This window comes from Nocardia sp. alder85J, assembly GCF_020176955.2.
In the GTDB taxonomy this organism is placed as follows: domain Bacteria; phylum Actinomycetota; class Actinomycetes; order Mycobacteriales; family Mycobacteriaceae; genus Nocardia.
On record NZ_JAIUCZ020000004.1, the window covers coordinates 590,169 to 606,448 of the forward strand.

17 protein-coding genes are annotated in these 16,280 nt (G+C 70.9%); 5 read left to right on the forward strand and 12 right to left on the reverse strand.

Annotated elements, in window-relative coordinates:
- Window positions 1–3 precede the first annotated feature (3 nt).
- Window positions 4–483, forward strand: coding sequence for a hypothetical protein (locus tag LBW94_RS18565; protein ID WP_225057145.1), 480 nt, complete (start codon window positions 4–6; stop codon window positions 481–483).
- 40 nt (window positions 484–523) lie between these two features.
- Entirely contained in the window at window positions 524–1,543 is a 1,020-nt protein-coding gene (locus LBW94_RS18570) for a hypothetical protein (protein WP_225057144.1), read from the forward strand.
- Between the two features lie 193 nt (window positions 1,544–1,736).
- Here the strand turns inward: LBW94_RS18570 and LBW94_RS18575 are convergent, their stop codons facing one another.
- Both LBW94_RS18575 and LBW94_RS18580 read right to left on the reverse strand, forming a co-directional pair.
- A complete protein-coding gene (locus LBW94_RS18575) occupies window positions 1,737–3,056 on the reverse strand; it encodes an alanine racemase (protein ID WP_225057143.1) in 1,320 nt (439 codons plus the stop codon).
- 334 nt (window positions 3,057–3,390) lie between these two features.
- Entirely contained in the window at window positions 3,391–4,143 is a 753-nt protein-coding gene (locus LBW94_RS18580; RefSeq protein WP_266271455.1) for an AsnC family transcriptional regulator, read from the reverse strand.
- On the opposite strand from LBW94_RS18580, the gene LBW94_RS18585 reads away from it, so the two are divergent.
- A complete protein-coding gene (locus LBW94_RS18585; protein WP_225057290.1) occupies window positions 4,111–4,350 on the forward strand; it encodes a hypothetical protein in 240 nt (79 codons plus the stop codon). The two genes, LBW94_RS18580 and LBW94_RS18585, sit on opposite strands and share 33 nt — an antisense overlap.
- Before the next feature lie 131 nt (window positions 4,351–4,481).
- Here LBW94_RS18585 and LBW94_RS18590 read toward each other — a convergent pair whose 3' ends face one another.
- The 6 genes from LBW94_RS18590 to argC are packed head-to-tail and all read right to left on the reverse strand — an operon-like array spanning window position 4,482 to window position 10,389.
- Window positions 4,482–4,979 (reverse strand): arginine repressor, encoded by a 498-nt coding sequence (locus LBW94_RS18590; RefSeq protein ID WP_225057141.1) that lies wholly within the window; start codon window positions 4,977–4,979, stop codon window positions 4,482–4,484.
- A gap of 2 nt (window positions 4,980–4,981) precedes the next feature.
- Complete coding sequence (gene argF, locus LBW94_RS18595) at window positions 4,982–5,920, reverse strand: ornithine carbamoyltransferase (protein ID WP_416276917.1); 939 nt, start codon at window positions 5,918–5,920, stop codon at window positions 4,982–4,984.
- Entirely contained in the window at window positions 5,917–7,140 is a 1,224-nt protein-coding gene (locus LBW94_RS18600; RefSeq protein ID WP_225057140.1) for an acetylornithine transaminase, read from the reverse strand. Before LBW94_RS18600 ends, argF begins: the two co-directional genes overlap by 4 nt.
- Complete coding sequence (argB, locus tag LBW94_RS18605) at window positions 7,137–8,081, reverse strand: acetylglutamate kinase (RefSeq protein ID WP_225057139.1); 945 nt, start codon at window positions 8,079–8,081, stop codon at window positions 7,137–7,139. The genes LBW94_RS18600 and argB overlap by 4 nt, the downstream gene beginning before the upstream one ends.
- Window positions 8,078–9,286 (reverse strand): bifunctional glutamate N-acetyltransferase/amino-acid acetyltransferase ArgJ, encoded by a 1,209-nt coding sequence (gene argJ / locus LBW94_RS18610; RefSeq protein ID WP_225057274.1) that lies wholly within the window; start codon window positions 9,284–9,286, stop codon window positions 8,078–8,080. The genes argB and argJ overlap by 4 nt, the downstream gene beginning before the upstream one ends.
- 23 nt (window positions 9,287–9,309) lie before the next feature.
- Window positions 9,310–10,389, reverse strand: a complete 1,080-nt coding sequence (gene argC, locus LBW94_RS18615; RefSeq protein WP_225057138.1) for an N-acetyl-gamma-glutamyl-phosphate reductase — start codon at window positions 10,387–10,389, stop codon at window positions 9,310–9,312.
- A 184-nt stretch (window positions 10,390–10,573) separates the two neighbouring features.
- Between argC and LBW94_RS44445 the strand changes: the two genes are divergently transcribed.
- On the forward strand, window positions 10,574–10,756 hold the full coding sequence (locus LBW94_RS44445; protein WP_225057137.1) for an antitoxin VbhA family protein: 183 nt from the start codon (window positions 10,574–10,576) through the stop codon (window positions 10,754–10,756).
- Window positions 10,757–11,085: 329 nt separating this feature from the next.
- Here the strand turns inward: LBW94_RS44445 and LBW94_RS18620 are convergent, their stop codons facing one another.
- The 4 genes from LBW94_RS18620 to LBW94_RS18635 all read right to left on the reverse strand — a co-directional run bounded on the left by LBW94_RS18620 (window position 11,086) and on the right by LBW94_RS18635 (window position 15,098).
- Complete coding sequence (locus LBW94_RS18620; RefSeq protein ID WP_225057136.1) at window positions 11,086–11,841, reverse strand: SDR family NAD(P)-dependent oxidoreductase; 756 nt, start codon at window positions 11,839–11,841, stop codon at window positions 11,086–11,088.
- A gap of 81 nt (window positions 11,842–11,922) precedes the next feature.
- The gene (locus LBW94_RS18625) at window positions 11,923–12,501 is read right to left on the reverse strand and encodes a TetR/AcrR family transcriptional regulator (protein ID WP_225057135.1); all 579 of its coding nucleotides are present in this window, start codon (window positions 12,499–12,501) and stop codon (window positions 11,923–11,925) included.
- A 98-nt stretch (window positions 12,502–12,599) separates the two neighbouring features.
- On the reverse strand, window positions 12,600–14,168 hold the full coding sequence (locus LBW94_RS18630) for an alpha/beta hydrolase (protein ID WP_225057134.1): 1,569 nt from the start codon (window positions 14,166–14,168) through the stop codon (window positions 12,600–12,602).
- Window positions 14,169–14,228: 60 nt separating this feature from the next.
- Window positions 14,229–15,098 carry an AraC family transcriptional regulator gene (locus tag LBW94_RS18635; protein ID WP_225057133.1) on the reverse strand — a complete coding sequence of 290 codons (870 nt, stop codon included), beginning with the start codon at window positions 15,096–15,098 and terminating at the stop codon, window positions 14,229–14,231.
- 149 nt (window positions 15,099–15,247) lie between these two features.
- On the opposite strand from LBW94_RS18635, the gene LBW94_RS18640 reads away from it, so the two are divergent.
- Window positions 15,248–16,255, forward strand: coding sequence for a saccharopine dehydrogenase family protein (locus tag LBW94_RS18640; protein WP_225057132.1), 1,008 nt, complete (start codon window positions 15,248–15,250; stop codon window positions 16,253–16,255).
- Window positions 16,256–16,280 lie beyond the last annotated feature (25 nt).

Consider the following 16,280-nt stretch of genomic DNA (forward strand, 5'->3'; position numbering starts at 1 on the left):
CTCATGTCGGATATCAGTGGTGTGACGGCGGTGCTGGCGGCGCTGTCGGACGAGGATCTGCTGGCCGTGGTGCTGGCGGCGAGCACCGGGCGGCCGGGGTTGGATCGGTTGCATCTGGTGGCGGCGGAGTTGGTGGCGGAGCGGGGTCATGCGGAGGCGGGGGGTGTTGTGAGTTCCACCACGGACCTGCCGGAGATCGTGGTGGAGCCGATTCTCGACGAGCCGTACGGGCAGGTCGGGGCGGTGCCGGGGATTCCGATCGGCGGGTCCGCACCCGGATTGCCGGGGTATGGTCCCGGCGGCGTACCTACTTGGGAGTCAGTTCGGGATAAGGTCGATCAGCGGTTCGGCACCGCGCAGGGGATGGGGGAACTGTCCTCGCAGACGCCGCCGGGCCGCACCGTGGAAGAACAGTGGGACGCGCGGCAGAAGGCCGCGCGCGAACGCCTGGAGCAGATCCGCAAGTCGATGCGCGACGAGTGACTGACCCGCCGGCGGCCCGGAGAGAATGAGGGTGGGTTCGATGACCGAGCCGCGGGACATCGCCGCACGACTGCTGGACGCCCAGGTCGACTTCCTGCTGGCGGAGGTGACCGGGGAGCGGCTCGCGGAAGTGGTCGCGCGTGATGTCGCCGATGCGCTCGCCGTCGCCGACACGGTCGTCTTCCGGGACGTCGTCGGGATCGAGCAGGCCCAGGCCACCCTGCGGAAGCTGGTCGACCGCTCCGACAGTCCGCTGCTGCGGGATCTCGCCGGGGTGTTGTCGGACGCGCTGTACGACCACATCGTCGACAACGACGAGCACACCCTCGGTGACGTGGTGGACCGCGAGCCGGTGGAAGCCCTGGTGGAGAAGGTGCTGGGGTTGCACGACGCGCAGGAGCGGTTGCTGGACCGGCTCGGCGAGGCGCCGCTGGCGGCCCCGGTGGCATCGAAATTCGTCGACATGCTCGTCGACGACATCCTGGAGGCGAACAAGAAGGTCGTCGGCAAGGTGCCGGGGATGACGTCGCTGATGTCGCTGGGGCAGTCCGCGGTGAAGTCCGCCAAGAAGGCCGCGGAGGGCAGCTTCGTCGGCGATATGGCCAATCGGGGCACCCTCTACGCGCTGCGCCGCGTCACCAACGCCATCCGGGAGACCCTGCGCGAGGCACCTGTGCACGGGGCCGCCATGCAGTTCTGGGATCTGCACGCCGGTGAGCCGGTCAGCGGGTTGCGGCAGTATCTGACCCAATACGATCTGCGTGAGCTCGTGCTGATCGGGCATCGGATCGCCACCGGCAGCCGCAACAAGGAGTACGTCGGGCTGTTGCTGGACGAGGCGGTGGAGGTGTTCTTCACCAAATACGGCGATCACACCCTCGCCGCGCTGCTGCCGGAACTGGGACTCGGCGCCGACGACCTCACCGAGGAGATCCTGCGGTACGGCCCGGCCGTGATCGAGGCCGCCAAGCGGGACGGCATGCTGGCCAAGCTGATTCGCGCGCGGCTGGAGCCGTTCTACACCTCGGACATGGTGCTGGGCATCCTCGGCGCGGCCTGAGCGCGGGCCGGGGCCCCGGGTCGGCTGGTCGCCGGGCCAGGTGCCGGGTCGGGCCAGGTGCCGGGTCGAGCGTGTTCAGGATCGGGCCGTGTGCCGATCCGGCCAGGGGTGCTGCACGAAAAATGCTGCGCGCGAGGCGATATCAACTGGCTGGGTGGCGACCGCCGCGCGACGCGTCGGTCCGTGCCCGGTGTCAGAAGAAGGTGTGCAGGAAGTCGACGACGCGCGGCCGATCGGCGTCGGCGCTGTCGATCACCGGGATCAGCCGCCACTTGTCGAAGGCGGTACAGGGATGTGAGAGGCCGAGCCGCACCACGCTGCCCAGCGGGACATCGCCGCCCTCCGGCAGTCGCAGGAAGGTGTGCTGGTCGTTGAGTTTCGCGACCTGTGCCCCGGCCGGGACCGGCCCGGCGCCCGAAATACGTTGCGGCACCGGCAATCCCTCGTCGTACGGCAGGTCACGCTTACCGGCGTCGAGCAACGCCAGCTCCGGTTCCGGTCGTGACAGCGTGCGGGCCCAGCCGTGCATCGCCGAGCGCAGCGGGCGTTCGGTGCGGCCCGCGACCAGCGGTGACAGCTCGGCGTAGAAACCGTCGTCGTGGATCAGGTACGCACCCGATCGCAGGACCACGGTGGTGGGCACGCCGGCCGAACCGGACTCGTCGGCCAGTCCGGCCAGGCATTCCGCGGCCAGGTCGGGGAACGCGCTGCCACCCGCGGTGACGACCGCGCGGCGCGGATACCGCGCGGCCAACTCCCGATGCAGCCGGGCCAACTCGTCGAGGTAGCCGCGCACCGCGGCCAGGCCCGCGGGGGAGCGGTCGCGAGCGAACGGGCCCTCATAACCGCCGACACCCGCGAGCTCCAGGTGAGCGGACCGTTCGATGGCGGCGGCGACGTCGAGCGCCGCCGCGACCGTCCGCGCGCCGGTGCGGCCCCGCGGCCCGCCGAGTTCGACGAGAACCGGCAGCCGTACCGCTGCCGGGGCCCCGGCCAGCTGCCGGTCCATCGCCTCGACCGTGGCCACGTCGTCGGCCCAGCAGAGCAGATCGAAATCCGGGTCGTGCGCGAGTTCGGATGCGGCCCAGCGCAATCCGATCGGGTCGGCGAGGGTGTTGGCGAGCAGGACACGGCCGACGCCGAAGCGGCGGGCCAGCTGTGCCTGCCAGCCGGTGGCCAGCGTGATGCCCCAGGCACCGGCGGCGAGCTGTTCGGCCCACAGCTGCGGGGCCATCGTGGTCTTGCCGTGCGGGGCCAGCCGCAGACCAGCAGCGGCCACCCAGCCGGCCATGACGGCGAGGTTGCCGTCCAGCGCGGCGCGGTCGATCGTCAGCACCGGTGTTTGCAGCTCGTCGAGATACGGTGTGCTGCTGAGGTATTCGCGTACGCTCCGGCCCCAGGCCGCCGGTGGGAGCGCCTTGTGCTCGGGGCCGATCACGCGGTCGTGCAGCGCGTCTGTCGCGTCCGTCCGGATGCCAGGGACTGTTCCGGTACCGGTGTCGCCGATCACCATGGGCTCCTTCGGGTCTCGCTCCGGACCGGATCGCGTCGGCCGATCGCTCCGCACGGATCGTACGACAGCACCTTCCGGAACGGATGCCCTGCTCGGACATGGCGCCGGCCGTCGAGGAGTGCCGGCGCGGGGATGCGCGGGCCGGTGGCGGATGTGATGCCCGGCCGGATCCGGGGAGTCGCCACGGTTGCTGCCGAGACGCTGTTCCGGGCAACCGACGCGATGCCTGCGGTGTCGATACGGCACCATCACAGCGAATGGTCGGCGACCATTCGGTACGCGCATCATAGGTGAACATCTTTGTAATGCATGATGTTTCCCGTGGAACTTGGAGTTACTGGTTGATAACTATCTCGGTGGGTGCCCACGGGTCCACCGGGACCAGACCGGTCGTCCGCCCGGCCGGATCCAGCAGCCGCCCCCAGGACTTGACCGCGCGCAGGATCAGCCGCTGATCGGCCACGGTGATGTCGTGATCGGTGGCGTGGATACGGTCCAGGACGGCGGTGATGTCGGCGAGCCGGTGCACCTGGACCATCACCATCAGATTGGCGGTGCCGACCGCCGACAGGCAGATGCGGGTCTGCGACCAGCCGCCGATCTCGGTGCCGATCTCCACCAGCCGGTGCGGCGGGGCCGACAACCACAGCACGAATTCGGTCGGCCATCCGGCCTCGCCGCGCGCGAAGTCGGTGCGAAAGCCGAGCATGCCACGCCGGACCAGGGCGTCCACCCGGCGTCGGATCAGATGTTCGGAGGTGCCGAGGTCGCGGGCCAGATCCCGGTAGCGGGCCCGGCCGTCGCGTTGCAGGGCCAGGAACAGCGCGCGATCGTCGGCGTCGAACAGCCGGGTGCGGGCGGCCTGCCGGTCCTCGGGTGCTTCGTCGGCGACCGCGCGCTGCTGACCCGGGTCGATGGCGCCGAGCTGCCAGCGCGCCCCGCCGTGCCAGGCCAGTCCGGTACGGGAGCGCAGCCGGGCGATACCGGGCAATGCGGGCAGCTGGTCGAGCAGCAGCGCACTCAGCGCCGGCATATCGGCGGCGATCACCAGACTGTGCAGATCGAAATCCCCGTCGGTGGCGTACACGCTGATCACCTGCGGTATCGCACCACCGGCAGCACCGGGCATTTCGCGCCGCTGCCGCCGTTGCTGCGAGACATCCTGGCCAGCGGCGGGCTGCTCGCGCGCCTCGCCGACCAGGGCTACCTGCCCGCGCACCTGGCCCCCGCCCTGCGTGCCCCCGGCACCCGCGCCGCCGGATCGAGCTCCCGCGCCGCCGGATCGGGCGACTGAGCTACAGGATCGCGTGTCGGCGTCGCAGGATCGGGCTGCGCCACACGGCTGAGCGCCGACGCCGCCGGATCGGGTGGCCGAGTTGCGGGATCGAATGCCCGCGCCGCCGGATCGGGCGGCGCGAGCGCGACTCAGGCCAGCCGCTCGATCTTCGCGGCCAGTTGCGCCCCGGTCAGCGGCTCGCGGGCGATGACGGCGACGGTGTCGTCGCCCGCGATGGTGCCGACCACCTCCGGCAGCGAGGCCCGGTCCAGGGCGCTGGCCAGGTAGTGGGCGGCGCCGGGCGGGGTGCGCAGCACCGCGATGTTCCCGCTGTGATCGGTGGAGACCAGCAGGTCGCCGAGCAGCTTCGACAACCGGTCGGTGCCGCCGGTGACGCCCCGGACCGGGCTGCCGTCCTCGGGGACCACGTAGATGCCCGCGCCGCCGTCGGCGGCGCGCAGCTTCACCGCACCCAGTTCGTCCAGATCGCGCGACAGGGTGGCCTGGGTGGTCTCGATGCCCTCCGCGGACAGCAGCGCCGCCAGCTCGGTCTGGCTGCGCACCGCGTGGGCCGTCAGCAGTTCGACGATGCGCTGCTGGCGGCCTGCGCGGGTGCGAGCGATGGCCGGGCCGGGCTTGTCCGCCACCGCTACTCCTCCTCCGAACGTCGTTCCAGCAACCAGGCCAGCAGCGCCTTCTGCGCGTGCAGCCGGTTCTCCGCCTCGTCCCAGACCACGCTGTGCGGGCCGTCCAGCACCGCGTCGGTGATCTCCTCGCCGCGATGGGCCGGGAGGCAGTGCAGCACAACGACATCCGGTTGGGCCAGGGACAGCAGATCCTCGTTGAGCTGGAAGCGCCGGAACGGGCCCACCCGGTCCAGGCCGTCGTGCTCCTGGCCCATCGAGGTCCAGGTGTCGGTGACCAGGGCGTCGGCGCCGGTGGCGGCGGCGATCGGGTCGTTGGTGACCGTGATGGTCGCGCCGGTCTCGGCGGACCGCTTCTGCGCGTCCTCGTGGATCCAGTCCGCCGGTTCGAAACCCGGTGGGGCGGCGATGGTCACGTGCAGTCCGGCCGTCACGCCGCCGAGCAGCAGCGAATGCGCCATATTGTTCGCGCCGTCGCCGAAGTAGGTGAGCCGGCGGCCGGCCAGTTCGCCCTTGTGCTCCTTCAGGGTCAGCAGGTCCGCCAGCACCTGGCACGGGTGGAATTCGTTGGACAGCGCGTTCACCACCGGAACCGTTGCCGCCGAAGCCATCTCGTCGAGCCGGGACTGTTCGAAGGTGCGCCACACGATCGCGTCGACGTAGCGGGACAGCACCCGGCCGGTGTCGGCGAGGGTCTCCTCGCGGCCCAGTTGGGTGTCGCGGCCGTCGACGACCACCGCGTGCCCGCCCAGTTGCGCGATGCCCATCTCGAACGAGAATCGGGTACGGGTGGAGTTCTTCTCGAAGATGACCCCCACCCCGCGCGGGCCCTCCAGCGGGCGCCGGGAGAACGGTGCGGCCTTGAGAGCGGTTGCCAGCGTGAGTACCTCGGCCTGCTCGGCAGGAGTGAGGTCGTCGTCGCGCAGGAAATGCCGGATGGTCACTTCGATCCCTTCGCCTCGGCGGCAGCGTCCAGTATTGCAGGCAGGTCGGTGAGGAAGGACTGTGCCTGAACCTCGGTGAGCACCAGCGGCGGCGCCAGCCGGATCACGTCCGGCTTCGCCGGATTCACCAGATAGCCCGCGGCCCTGGCGGATAGCTCCACCTGCGCGGAAACCGGTGCGGTGAGCCGGATCCCGATCAGCAGTCCGGCGCCGCGGACGTGATCGACCAGCGGATGGTCCAGGTCGGCGATGCCGTCGACGAGGGTTTTGCCGACGGTCTCCACATGCGACAGCAGCCCGGTCTCGTCGATGGTGCGCAGCACCGCCAGCGCGGCCGCCGCGCACACCGGATTACCGCCGAAGGTGGTGCCGTGCAGGCCGGGGGTGAGCAGTTCGGCGGCTGGTCCCTGTGCGAGCACCGCGCCGATGGGCAGCCCGCCGCCGAGGCCCTTGGCCAGCGTGATCACATCCGGCACGATGCCCGCGGCCTGGTGGGCGTAGAAGTGGCCGGTGCGGCCGATGCCGGTCTGTACCTCGTCGAGGATCAGCAGCGCGCCGTGTTCGGCGGTGAGCGCGCGGGCGGTGGCCAGATAGTCCGGCGGCGGCACCACCACGCCGCTCTCACCCATGATCGGCTCCAGGAACACCGCCGCGGTGTCGCGGTCGACGGCCGCGGCCAGCGCCGCCGCGTCGCCGTAGGGCACGTGCACGACACCCGGCGGCATCGGCTCGAACGGTTCGCGTTTCGACGCCTGGCCGGTCAGCGCCAGCGCACCCATGGTGCGGCCGTGGAACGCCTCCTCGCAGGCGATGATCTTGCGGCGTCCGGTGAGTCGCGCGATCTTGAAGGCCGCCTCGTTGGCCTCGGTGCCGGAGTTGCAGAAGAAGGCCCGGCCGTGCCCGTCGCCGAAGCGCGCCACCAGTTGCTCGGCGAGTTCGATCGCGGGCTCGCTGGCATACAGATTGGACACGTGGCCCAGCGTGCCGAGCTGGTGGGTGACCGCCTCCAGGATGGCCGGATGGCCGTGGCCGAGGCTGTTGACCGCGATGCCGCCCAGGAAGTCCAGGTAGCGCTTGCCGTCGGCGTCGTAGACCACCGCACCGGCGCCGCGCACCAGCGCGATCTGCGGGGTGCCGTAGTTGTTCATCAGCGCGGAGGTCCAGCGGCGCTGGAGATCCTGCGTGGCCGTGCCGATGGTCGTCCGGTTGCTCTCGGTCATGGCATCGCCGTTTCCGTCGTCGTTTCCGTGGGGTCGGTCGCGGGGGTCACCATCGTGCCGATGCCCTCCCCGGTGAACAGTTCCAGCAGCACCGCGTGCGGGACGCGGCCGTCGATCACGTGCGCGGTCGGCACGCCGGCGGTCACCGCGCGCAGGCACGCCTCCATCTTCGGCACCATGCCCGCGTCCAGGCTCGGCAGCAGCGCCGCCAGCGCCGCGGTGTCGATGTGGGTGGTCAGCGAGGACCGGTCCGGCCAATTCGTGTACAGGCCTTCGACATCCGTGAGCACCACCAGTTTCTCCGCGCCGATGCCCTCGGCCAGCGCCGCGGCGGCGGTGTCGGCGTTGATGTTGTGCACCACCCCGCCGGCGTCCGGCGCGATCGTCGACACCACCGGAATGCGCCCGGCGCGAACGAGATCCAGCACCGCGTCCGGATTCACGGAGGTGACGTCGCCGACCAGGCCGATATCGGTGGCGACGCCGTCGACGTCGACGGTGCGGCGGGTGGCGGTGAACAGCCGCGCGTCCTCGCCGGAGATGCCGACGGCGTACGGGCCGTGCTGATTGATCAGCCCGACCAGCTCCCGGCCCACCTGACCGAACAACACCATCCGCACCACATCCATCACCTCGGGCGTGGTGACCCGGAAACCGCCCCGGAATTCGCCGCGCAGACCGAGTTTGGTGAGCATGGCGTTGATCTGCGGGCCGCCGCCGTGCACCACCACCGGGTGCACGCCGACGGTGCGGAGGAAGGCCATGTCGGCGGCGAACGCCTGCTTCAGCCGCCCGTCGACCATGGCATTGCCGCCGTATTTGACGACCACGATCTTGTCGCGGAACTTCTGCAACCACGGCAGCGCGCCCGCCAGCACGTGCGCCTTGTCCAGCGCCGACAGCTCCGGGTCGGCCACGAGATCCGGTGTGCGCGTGGTCATGAGCTGTAGGCCGAGTTCTCTTCGACGTAGCCGTGCGAGAGGTCGGTGGTGCGGATGGTCGCCGTGCCCTCGCCCAGTCCCAGCGCGACCTCCACGTGGATGTCCGCACCGGACAGGTCGACCTCGCGGGCGCCCGGCGCGCCGGTGCCGTCCACGCACACCGGATTCCCGTTGAACGACACCGAGATCCGATCCGGGTCCAGGGTGATCGGCGCGATGCCGATCGCGGCCAGCACCCGGCCCCAGTTCGGGTCGGAGCCGAAGAACGCCGTCTTCACCAGCGAGTCACGGGCGATCGCGCGGGCGCCGACCAGCGCCTCGTCCTCGGTGAGCGCGCCGGTGACGGTGACCTCCACCCGCTTGGTGACGCCCTCGGCGTCGGCCATCAGCTGTGCGGCCAGGTCGTCGCACAATGCCAGCACCGCCGCGTCGAGCTCGTCCTGGGTGGGCGCGACCGCGCTGGCCCCGTTGGCCAGCAGCAGCACGGTGTCGTTGGTGGAGCAGGAGCCGTCGACGTCGAGCCGGTCGAAGGTGAGCCGGGTGGCATGGCGCAGTGCGTGATCCAGCTGGTCCGGGGTGGCGACCGCGTCGGTGGTGAGCACCACCAGCATGGTGGCCAGCGAGGGGGCCAGCATGCCCGCGCCCTTGGCCATCCCGCCGACGTTCCACTTGGCCGGATGGTGGTAGGCCGCCTGCTTCGGCACGGTGTCGGTGGTCATGATCGCCTGTGCCGCTTCGGCTCCGCCGGACAGCCCGCCGCCCATCTCGCGGACGATCTCGGTGACCGCGGGCAGCAGCTTGTCCATCGGCAACCGGTCGCCGATCAAACCGGTGGAGCAGACCGCGATCTCACCGGCGCCGGTCTCGGTTCCCCAGTTGCTCAACGCCTTCGCCAGTTCCTCGGCGGTGGCGTGGGTGTCCTGGAAACCGCCGGGACCGGTGCAGGCGTTGGCGCCACCGGAATTGAGGATCACCGCGCGCAACCGGCCGCCGGTGAGCACCTGCTGCGACCACAGCACCGGCGCGGCCTTCACCTTGTTGCGGGTGAACACCCCGGCCGCCGCGTACTCCGGCCCCTCGTTGAAAACCAGTGCCAGATCCGGCTTTCCGCTCTTCTTGATACCCGCGGCGATCCCGGCCGCGCGGTAGCCGAGCGGAGCCGTGACGCCCTGGGAGCGCAGCAGCGTTCCACCGGCGGTGTCGATAGCGCCGTTGTCGGGGGTGTCGGTCACGGTGCCACTCCTACGGTGGTCAGGCCGGCGGTCTCGTCCAGGCCGAGTGCCAGGTTCATGGACTGCACCGCAGCGCCCGCGGTGCCCTTGGTCAGATTGTCGATCGCGCCGATCACCACCAGCTGTCCGGCGTCGGCGTCGACGGCCACCTGTAACGTGACCGCGTTGGAACCGAGCACCGAACCGGTCTGCGGCAGTACGCCTTCCGGCAGCAGATGAACGAAAGGCTCATCGGCATAAGCCTTGTCGTAGACAGCACGAGCCTGATCGGCGTCCACCCCGGGCCGCAGCGCCGCCGTGCAGGTGGCCAGGATCCCCCGCGGCATCGGCGCCAGCACCGGGGTGAACGAGACGGCGATCTCGCCGTCGGCCCCGCCGCTCGCCGCCGCGAGTCGCAGATTCTGCGCGATCTCCGGCGTGTGCCGGTGCGCCCCCGCGATGCTGTAGGCCCGCGCCGACCCCATCACCTCCGAGCCGAGCAGTCCCACATCGAGCTTGCGTCCGGCCCCCGAGGTCCCGCTGACCGCCACGACGGTGACCGCGGGTGTCACCAGACCCGCCGCGACCGCCGGCGCCAGCGCCAGGCTCGCCACCGTCGGATAGCATCCGGGCACCGCGATCCGGGTGGCCCCGCGCAGCCGATCCCGCCCGCCCGGCAACTCCGGCAACCCGTACGGCCAGCTCCCCGCATGCGCGGACTTGTAGTACTTCTCCCAGGCCGCGGCATCGGTGAGCCGGAAGTCGGCCCCGCAGTCGATGATCACGGTGGATTCCGGCAACTGCCGCGCGATGGCCGCCGACTGCCCGTGCGGCAGCCCCAGGAACACCACGTCGTGCCCCGCCAGCACCTCGGGCGTGGTCTCGGTCAGCACCCGATCCGCCAACGGCAGCAGCTGCGGCTGCAACTGCCCGAGCGGGCTCCCGGCATTGGTCCCGGCGGTCAGCGCCCCGATCTCGAGGCGCCCGGTTCGGTACGCCGGATGGCCCAGCAACAGCCGCAGCACTTCACCACCCGCATAACCGCTCGCACCGGCCACCGCGACCCGCAACACGGGCCCACTCGAGGTATCCGCCATGTGATGATTATGCACGATTGTGCAAGCTCATTCACAAGCGGGGTGCGATCGGCCCCCGATGCCCTCCTGTGCAATCTCGAGCGCCTGTCGATAGCCCGAGGCCGTCCTGCTGTCGTACGGCGGCTACGAGGGTCGACACCGCATATCGGACGGCGAGCGAAGCCTTCGGGGCCGTGTGGGCGCAGTGCGAGGGGGTGCTCGAGGAGCTGTCCCGGTACCGTGCCTTCGCGGCGCCCTCGCCTCGGTGCGAGCCGAGGGATCGGAGCCGACTCCGGACCTGATCGCCCAGCGAGAGCGTCTCGTCAGTGGTGAGATCACAGTGGACGAGGCGTACGAAGAGGCCCTTCGACGCCACCGCCGACGGTGACCGCCGATCCGTACCTCGATCCGCGTAGCGGCCTGTCGGCCAATCTGCTCGGGATCGATGTCGCGGAGGGGTTGGCGGCTGCCGAGGCAGACCTGACGACGCTCGCGCTGTATCGCCTCGAACGTGTCGAGTTCGCGGGAGATTACGGCCTCGCGCACCTCCGCGCATTCCCTCGCGCGATCGTCGGCGACATCCACGGGAACTTCTCGAGCGGGAACGGAACCTGGAGGCGTCCGTCGCCAGTATGCGGGGGAACCCGGAGCCGCTGCGGAAGATGTTGGCGGAGCTGACCGAATGATCTGTGCCGCAATCGGTTCCGGGGCCGGGGATCAGGCGGTGGCGCCGCCGTCGATCACGAGGTCCTGGCCGACGACGTAGCTCGCGTCGTCGGAGGCCAGCCACAGGACGGCGGCGGCCACCTCGGCCGGGTCGCCGACGCGGCCGGCGGGGGTGGCGGCGGCGATGCGCGCGTCGCGGTCGGCGGGTGTTTCGCCGGGGCGCATCGACATCGGGGTGGCGGTGGCGCCGGGGCTGACGGCGGTGATGCGGATACCGTCGGCGATGTGGTCGAGGGCGGCGGCGCGGGTGAGGGCGCTGACCGCGGCTTTCGACGCGGTGTAGGCGGCGAGGCCGGCGAGGCGGCGGTGGGCGCCGATGTTGGAGGAGATGTTGACGATCGCGCCGCCGCCGTGCTCGCGCATGTGGGCGATCTCGTGCTTCATCGACAGGAAGACGCCGGTCAGGTTCACGTCGAGCGTTGCGTGCCAGATCTTTTCGTCGAGATCGGCCAAAGGTGCTGCGGCGCCGAAGATTCCGGCATTGTTCACGGCGACATGCAGGCCGCCGTGACGGCGGACCACCTCGTCCACCAGGGCCGCGACCTGGTCGGTGTCGGTGACATCGGCGGTCACCCAGTCGATTCCGGGGTGGGCGATGCCGGATGCCGTGGCGGCCAGAGTGTCCGGGTTGCGGCCGGCCAGCACCACGGTGGCGCCGCATGCGGCGAAGGCGGTGGCCGTGGCGGTGGCGATGCCGCCGGCGCCGCCGGTGATCAGGACTACCTTGTCGTCGAAGCGGGCGTTCATCGGGGCCTTTCCGTAATGTATTCGAGAATGATCGGTCTTGAATTGGGGTATGGGTGAGCCCCGGACGGGTGGCCGGGGTGGTCAGGCGAGTGTGGCGAGGGCCACCCGGGCGGCGTCGCGCAGGCGGGCGGCGGAGCCGGGGGTGCGTTCCAGGACGCGCACGCCCTGGAAGAACACCAGCAGGAAGCGGGCCAGGGACCGGGGGTCGGCCTCCGGTGACAGTTCGCCCTGGGCTCGCGCGCGCAGCAGGGCGACGGTCAGGGTTGTCTCCAGATGGGCCCAGCTGGACTCCACCAGGCGGGTGACCTCGTCGTCGCGACCGGCGAATTCGACGGCGCTGTTGACGACCATGCAGCCACGACGCCGGTCGTCGTCGGCCTCGCCGATGTAGCGGTCCACCAGTGTCCGCACCGCCGGCAGTACCGGGCCCGGCTGCGACAGCTCGGCCATGATCAGCGGATCGGTGCGGTCCAGGTAGCGCTGCAACGCCTTGGCGAAGAACGCCTGCTTGCCGCCGAAGGTGGCGTAGATGCTCGCCTTCGCGATGCCGAGGTGGGTGACCAGATCCGCCATCGAGGTGGCCTCGTAGCCGCGCTGCCAGAACAGTTCCAGGGCCCGTTCCAGCATCGCGTCCGGGTCGAACTCCTTGGTTCTCGGCATGGGGACACTGTAGCCGCATTAAGAACGATCGGTCAAAATAAGTCGGCGAACAGAAGCACGGCGGCACCGCGTCCGAACTCGCCGGTCGTCGGGGTGGCTCACGCTGCCGGGCAGCGGGTTCCGGCCGGGGGGACGGTGAGGTCGATCAGGTAGCGGTCGCCGGCGGTGGTGGTGCACGCGGTGCGGCCGTAGATGCCGTGGCCCCAGCCGTCGTAGGTCAGCAGGGTCGCACCCGGGGTGTGGGCGGTGACGGCGGTGGCCCATTCGTAGGGGGTGGCGGGGTCGTGGATGCCGTTCAGTACCAGGATCGGCGGGGTGCCGGTGAGGTGCGGCCGATGTGGCGGATTCGCCGGGGGGACCGGCCATCCGGAGCAGACGGACGCGGCTGCCCAGGCGAAGTGTGCGCGCAGAGCGCCGGCGTCCTGGTTCTGCTCACGCCACAGCCGTTCCCAGGTGCTCTGGCCGGGGATGTCGAAACGCCAGTCGGAACAGGTGATGTACGCCGGTGACGACGCCGGTACCCCGGTCGGGAGCGGCGGTGCGACAAGGGGTTCGGGTGAGTCCGGGCTGTCGGCCAGGGCGCGCAGGTCGGTGCCGAGGGCGGCCCAGTCGGGCTGGTAGAGCCGGGCGGTCACCGCCTGGCTGAGTCCGAGCGCGTCCAGCGGCCGGTCCGGCGCCGCCGGATCGCGCAGGGTGCCGCGCTCGGCCCGGCGGAACAGGTCCGTGTAGCGGGCCGGGACGTTCGTGCCGTGCAGTGCGCAGGCCGGCGTGCGGTCGCACCAGGACACGAATCCGGCGAAGGTGTCCCGCCCGGCCCGCGCTTCCGAGGCCAGGAACGCGGCACCGTCCAGGCTGTGATCGTCGACGCTGTCCAGGATCAGCGCCCGCACCCGATCGCCGAACCGCTCGGCGTAGGACTGGCCGATCATGGTGCCGTACGAGCGGCCGTAGAGGCTGATCCGCGGTTCGCCCAGCGCCTTTCGCAGCGCGTCGACATCACCGGCGACGGTCGCGCTGTCGAGGTGGTCGGCCACCGGTCCGGTGAAACGCCGGCAGCTGTCGGCGAGTTGCCGTGCGTAGGAATGGATTTGCGCGATCGACCCACCCGCGTCGGGTACCAGGTCCGGCCATCGGGTCAGTCCCGCGTCACATCGCAGCGGGCTGCTGCGTCCCACCCCGCGTGGATCGAAGCCGACGATGTCGAAGCGCTCGTGCAACTCGGGGGAGAAGCGGTCACCGTGCAACAGCGTGTCGACACCCGAAGTGCCCGGACCACCGGGCAATTCGATCAGCGTGCCGATCCGATCGCCGCGCGCCCGCACCCGCGCCACCGCCATCCCGATCGTCTCGCCCCCGGGCTGCCCCGGATCGACGGGCACCGGCACCGTCGCGCACTCGGCCGCGGCATTCTCCGGGCACGGCTGCCACGCCGGACCATCCGCCGCCGCGGATCCACCGACCACCACCGTCACCCCGGCCACGAGCATCGCCACGATGGTCGCGCGCAACACGCTGGCCGGCCGAAATACGGTGGTACGGAGCAATACTGCCGTGTCGTCCGGTGCGGCGTCGAAGCGGATTCGATGGCGGAACGAGATGTCGGCGCGGCGGGCCGTACCGGCGGGTGGTGTGGTTGTGGCCGGTGGCGTGGCGGGGCGCGACTGCATGCCGTCGATCGTGGTGGGACGGGACCGAACCCGTGATCACCCGAGCGGGTGATTCCGGTGTCACTCCGCAGTACTACCGGTCGCCGCGAAGTCGGGGCTGCCCGGCGTGTGCCGGTATCGTCCGGGCGCGACACCGTATTCACGCTTGAACGCCTTGGCGAAGGCGTATTCGGAGGTGTAGCCGACGTTTTCGGCGACCACGCGCAGGGTGTCGCCGGTGTCGCGGAGGCGGCGGGCCGCCAGGGTCATCCGCCAGCGGGTGAGGTAGGTCTGTGGGGCCAGGCCGACGGTGTCGGTGAAGCGCTGCGCGAAGGTCGAGCGCGACATGTTCACGCGAGCGCCGAGGGTGCGCACGGTCCAGGGGTGGGCCGGGTCCCGATGGATGGCTCGCAACACCGCGCCGAGGTCGGGATCGCGCAGGGCGGCTCCCCAGCCGGTGGGCTGTTCCTGTCCGTCGTACCAGGTCCGCAGTATGTAGAGCAGCAGGACCTCGAGCAGCGGGCCGACGGCGCCGGACTCGGGGGTGGTCTCGATCTCCCGGGCCAGCAGGTCGACGGCGGCGTCCAGCGGTGCGGGTGGCCGGGTACGGGCGGGCAGATGGATGACGGCCGGGAGTTCGGACAGCAGCGGGTGATGCCGGGAACGATCGAAACGATAAGCACCGCAGAGCAATACGGTCGAGGCGGCAGCGCCGGGTGCGGCGGCGATCGAGTGGGCGTCCCCGCGTGGCAGCAGTACCACGTCGCGGGGGCCGAGCAGCACCGGCTGCCCGCCGGTGGTCAGCAGCCGGGACGAGCCGCCCAGCACGATATGGAATCCCACCGCATCGGTCGCCTCGAACCGGTTGTCCCACGGCGTGCGCTGTTCGGTCCGGGACGCATGTGGCGCGCCGACGCGCAGTTCGGCGACCACATCGCTGAGAACATCCATCGCACCACCCTGTTGCGCCGGGCGCCGGGCCCGGACGATCGGACATCGGCCTCGGTACTTCGAACATCGCTGGTGGCCGGGCGTATTCCTAGCGTGGATCGGGAACCGGCAACCGCCGGTTCACGACATCCGACTACGGAGTTCCTCTGATGAAGATCGCGGTATACGGCGCCAGTGGATTCACCGGCGGCCTGGTGGTGGCCGAACTGATCCGGCGTGGGCGGCAGCCGGTCCTGGTGGGGCGCGACGAGATCCGGCTGCGTGCCGTCGCCGGTGGTGCCGAGGTGCGGGTGGCGGGCCTCGACGACATTCCCGCGCTGGCACGGGCATTCGACGGGTGTGCGGCGGTGGTCAACTGCGCGGGGCCGTTCAGCCGATGGGGTGAACCGGTGATCCGGGCGGCCCTCGCCGCCGGCTGCCACTACGTCGACACCACGGGCGAAATGCAGTATCTGCACGCGGTATTGAGCGATGTGGGCCCGGACGCCGAGCGGGCAGGGGTGACGGTGGTGCCCGGTCTGGCCGACGACGGCGGGCCCGGCGACCTGATCGCCCACCTGACCGCCGCTCGCGTGCCGGACGTGGCCGATCTGCTGATCGCCGACCTGCGCAGCGGCGGTGGCGCGTCGCGAGGCACCGCCCGGTCGATGGTGGCCGTCCTCGGCACCGGACCGCTCGAATACGCCGACGGCAACTGGCATCCGGCCGAGATGACTTCGGGTGCAACGATTCTCGTGCCGAGCGAATCGGATCCGGTGCCGGTGCAGAGCTTCGCGCTGCCCGGAGTCGCCACCATCCCCCGGCATGTGGCCGCGGGCCGGGTACGCAGCGCGATCCGTGCCGAGACCGCCGCGATGTTCGCCGGGCTGACCGCGGACATCGTCGAATCGGTCCCGGAGGTGGTCGACGCCGAACTGCGCGCGGCGGGCCGCTGGCTCATGCTGGCGGAGGCCACCGCCGGCGACGGCGCCAGGGCGCGTGGCTGGGTCACCGGCCCCGACTCCTACGGCCTCACGGCGGTGATCGCGGTCGAGGGCGCGCTGCGCCTGGCTGCGGGCGGGTCACCGGCCGGCGCGCTGCCTCCGGCCCTGGCGTTCGAGCCCGCGGATTTCCTCGACTTCCTCACCGCGTACGGGGTGACCTGGAAGGTCGAGTGACGCTCGAATTCCGTTCTCGGCGAAC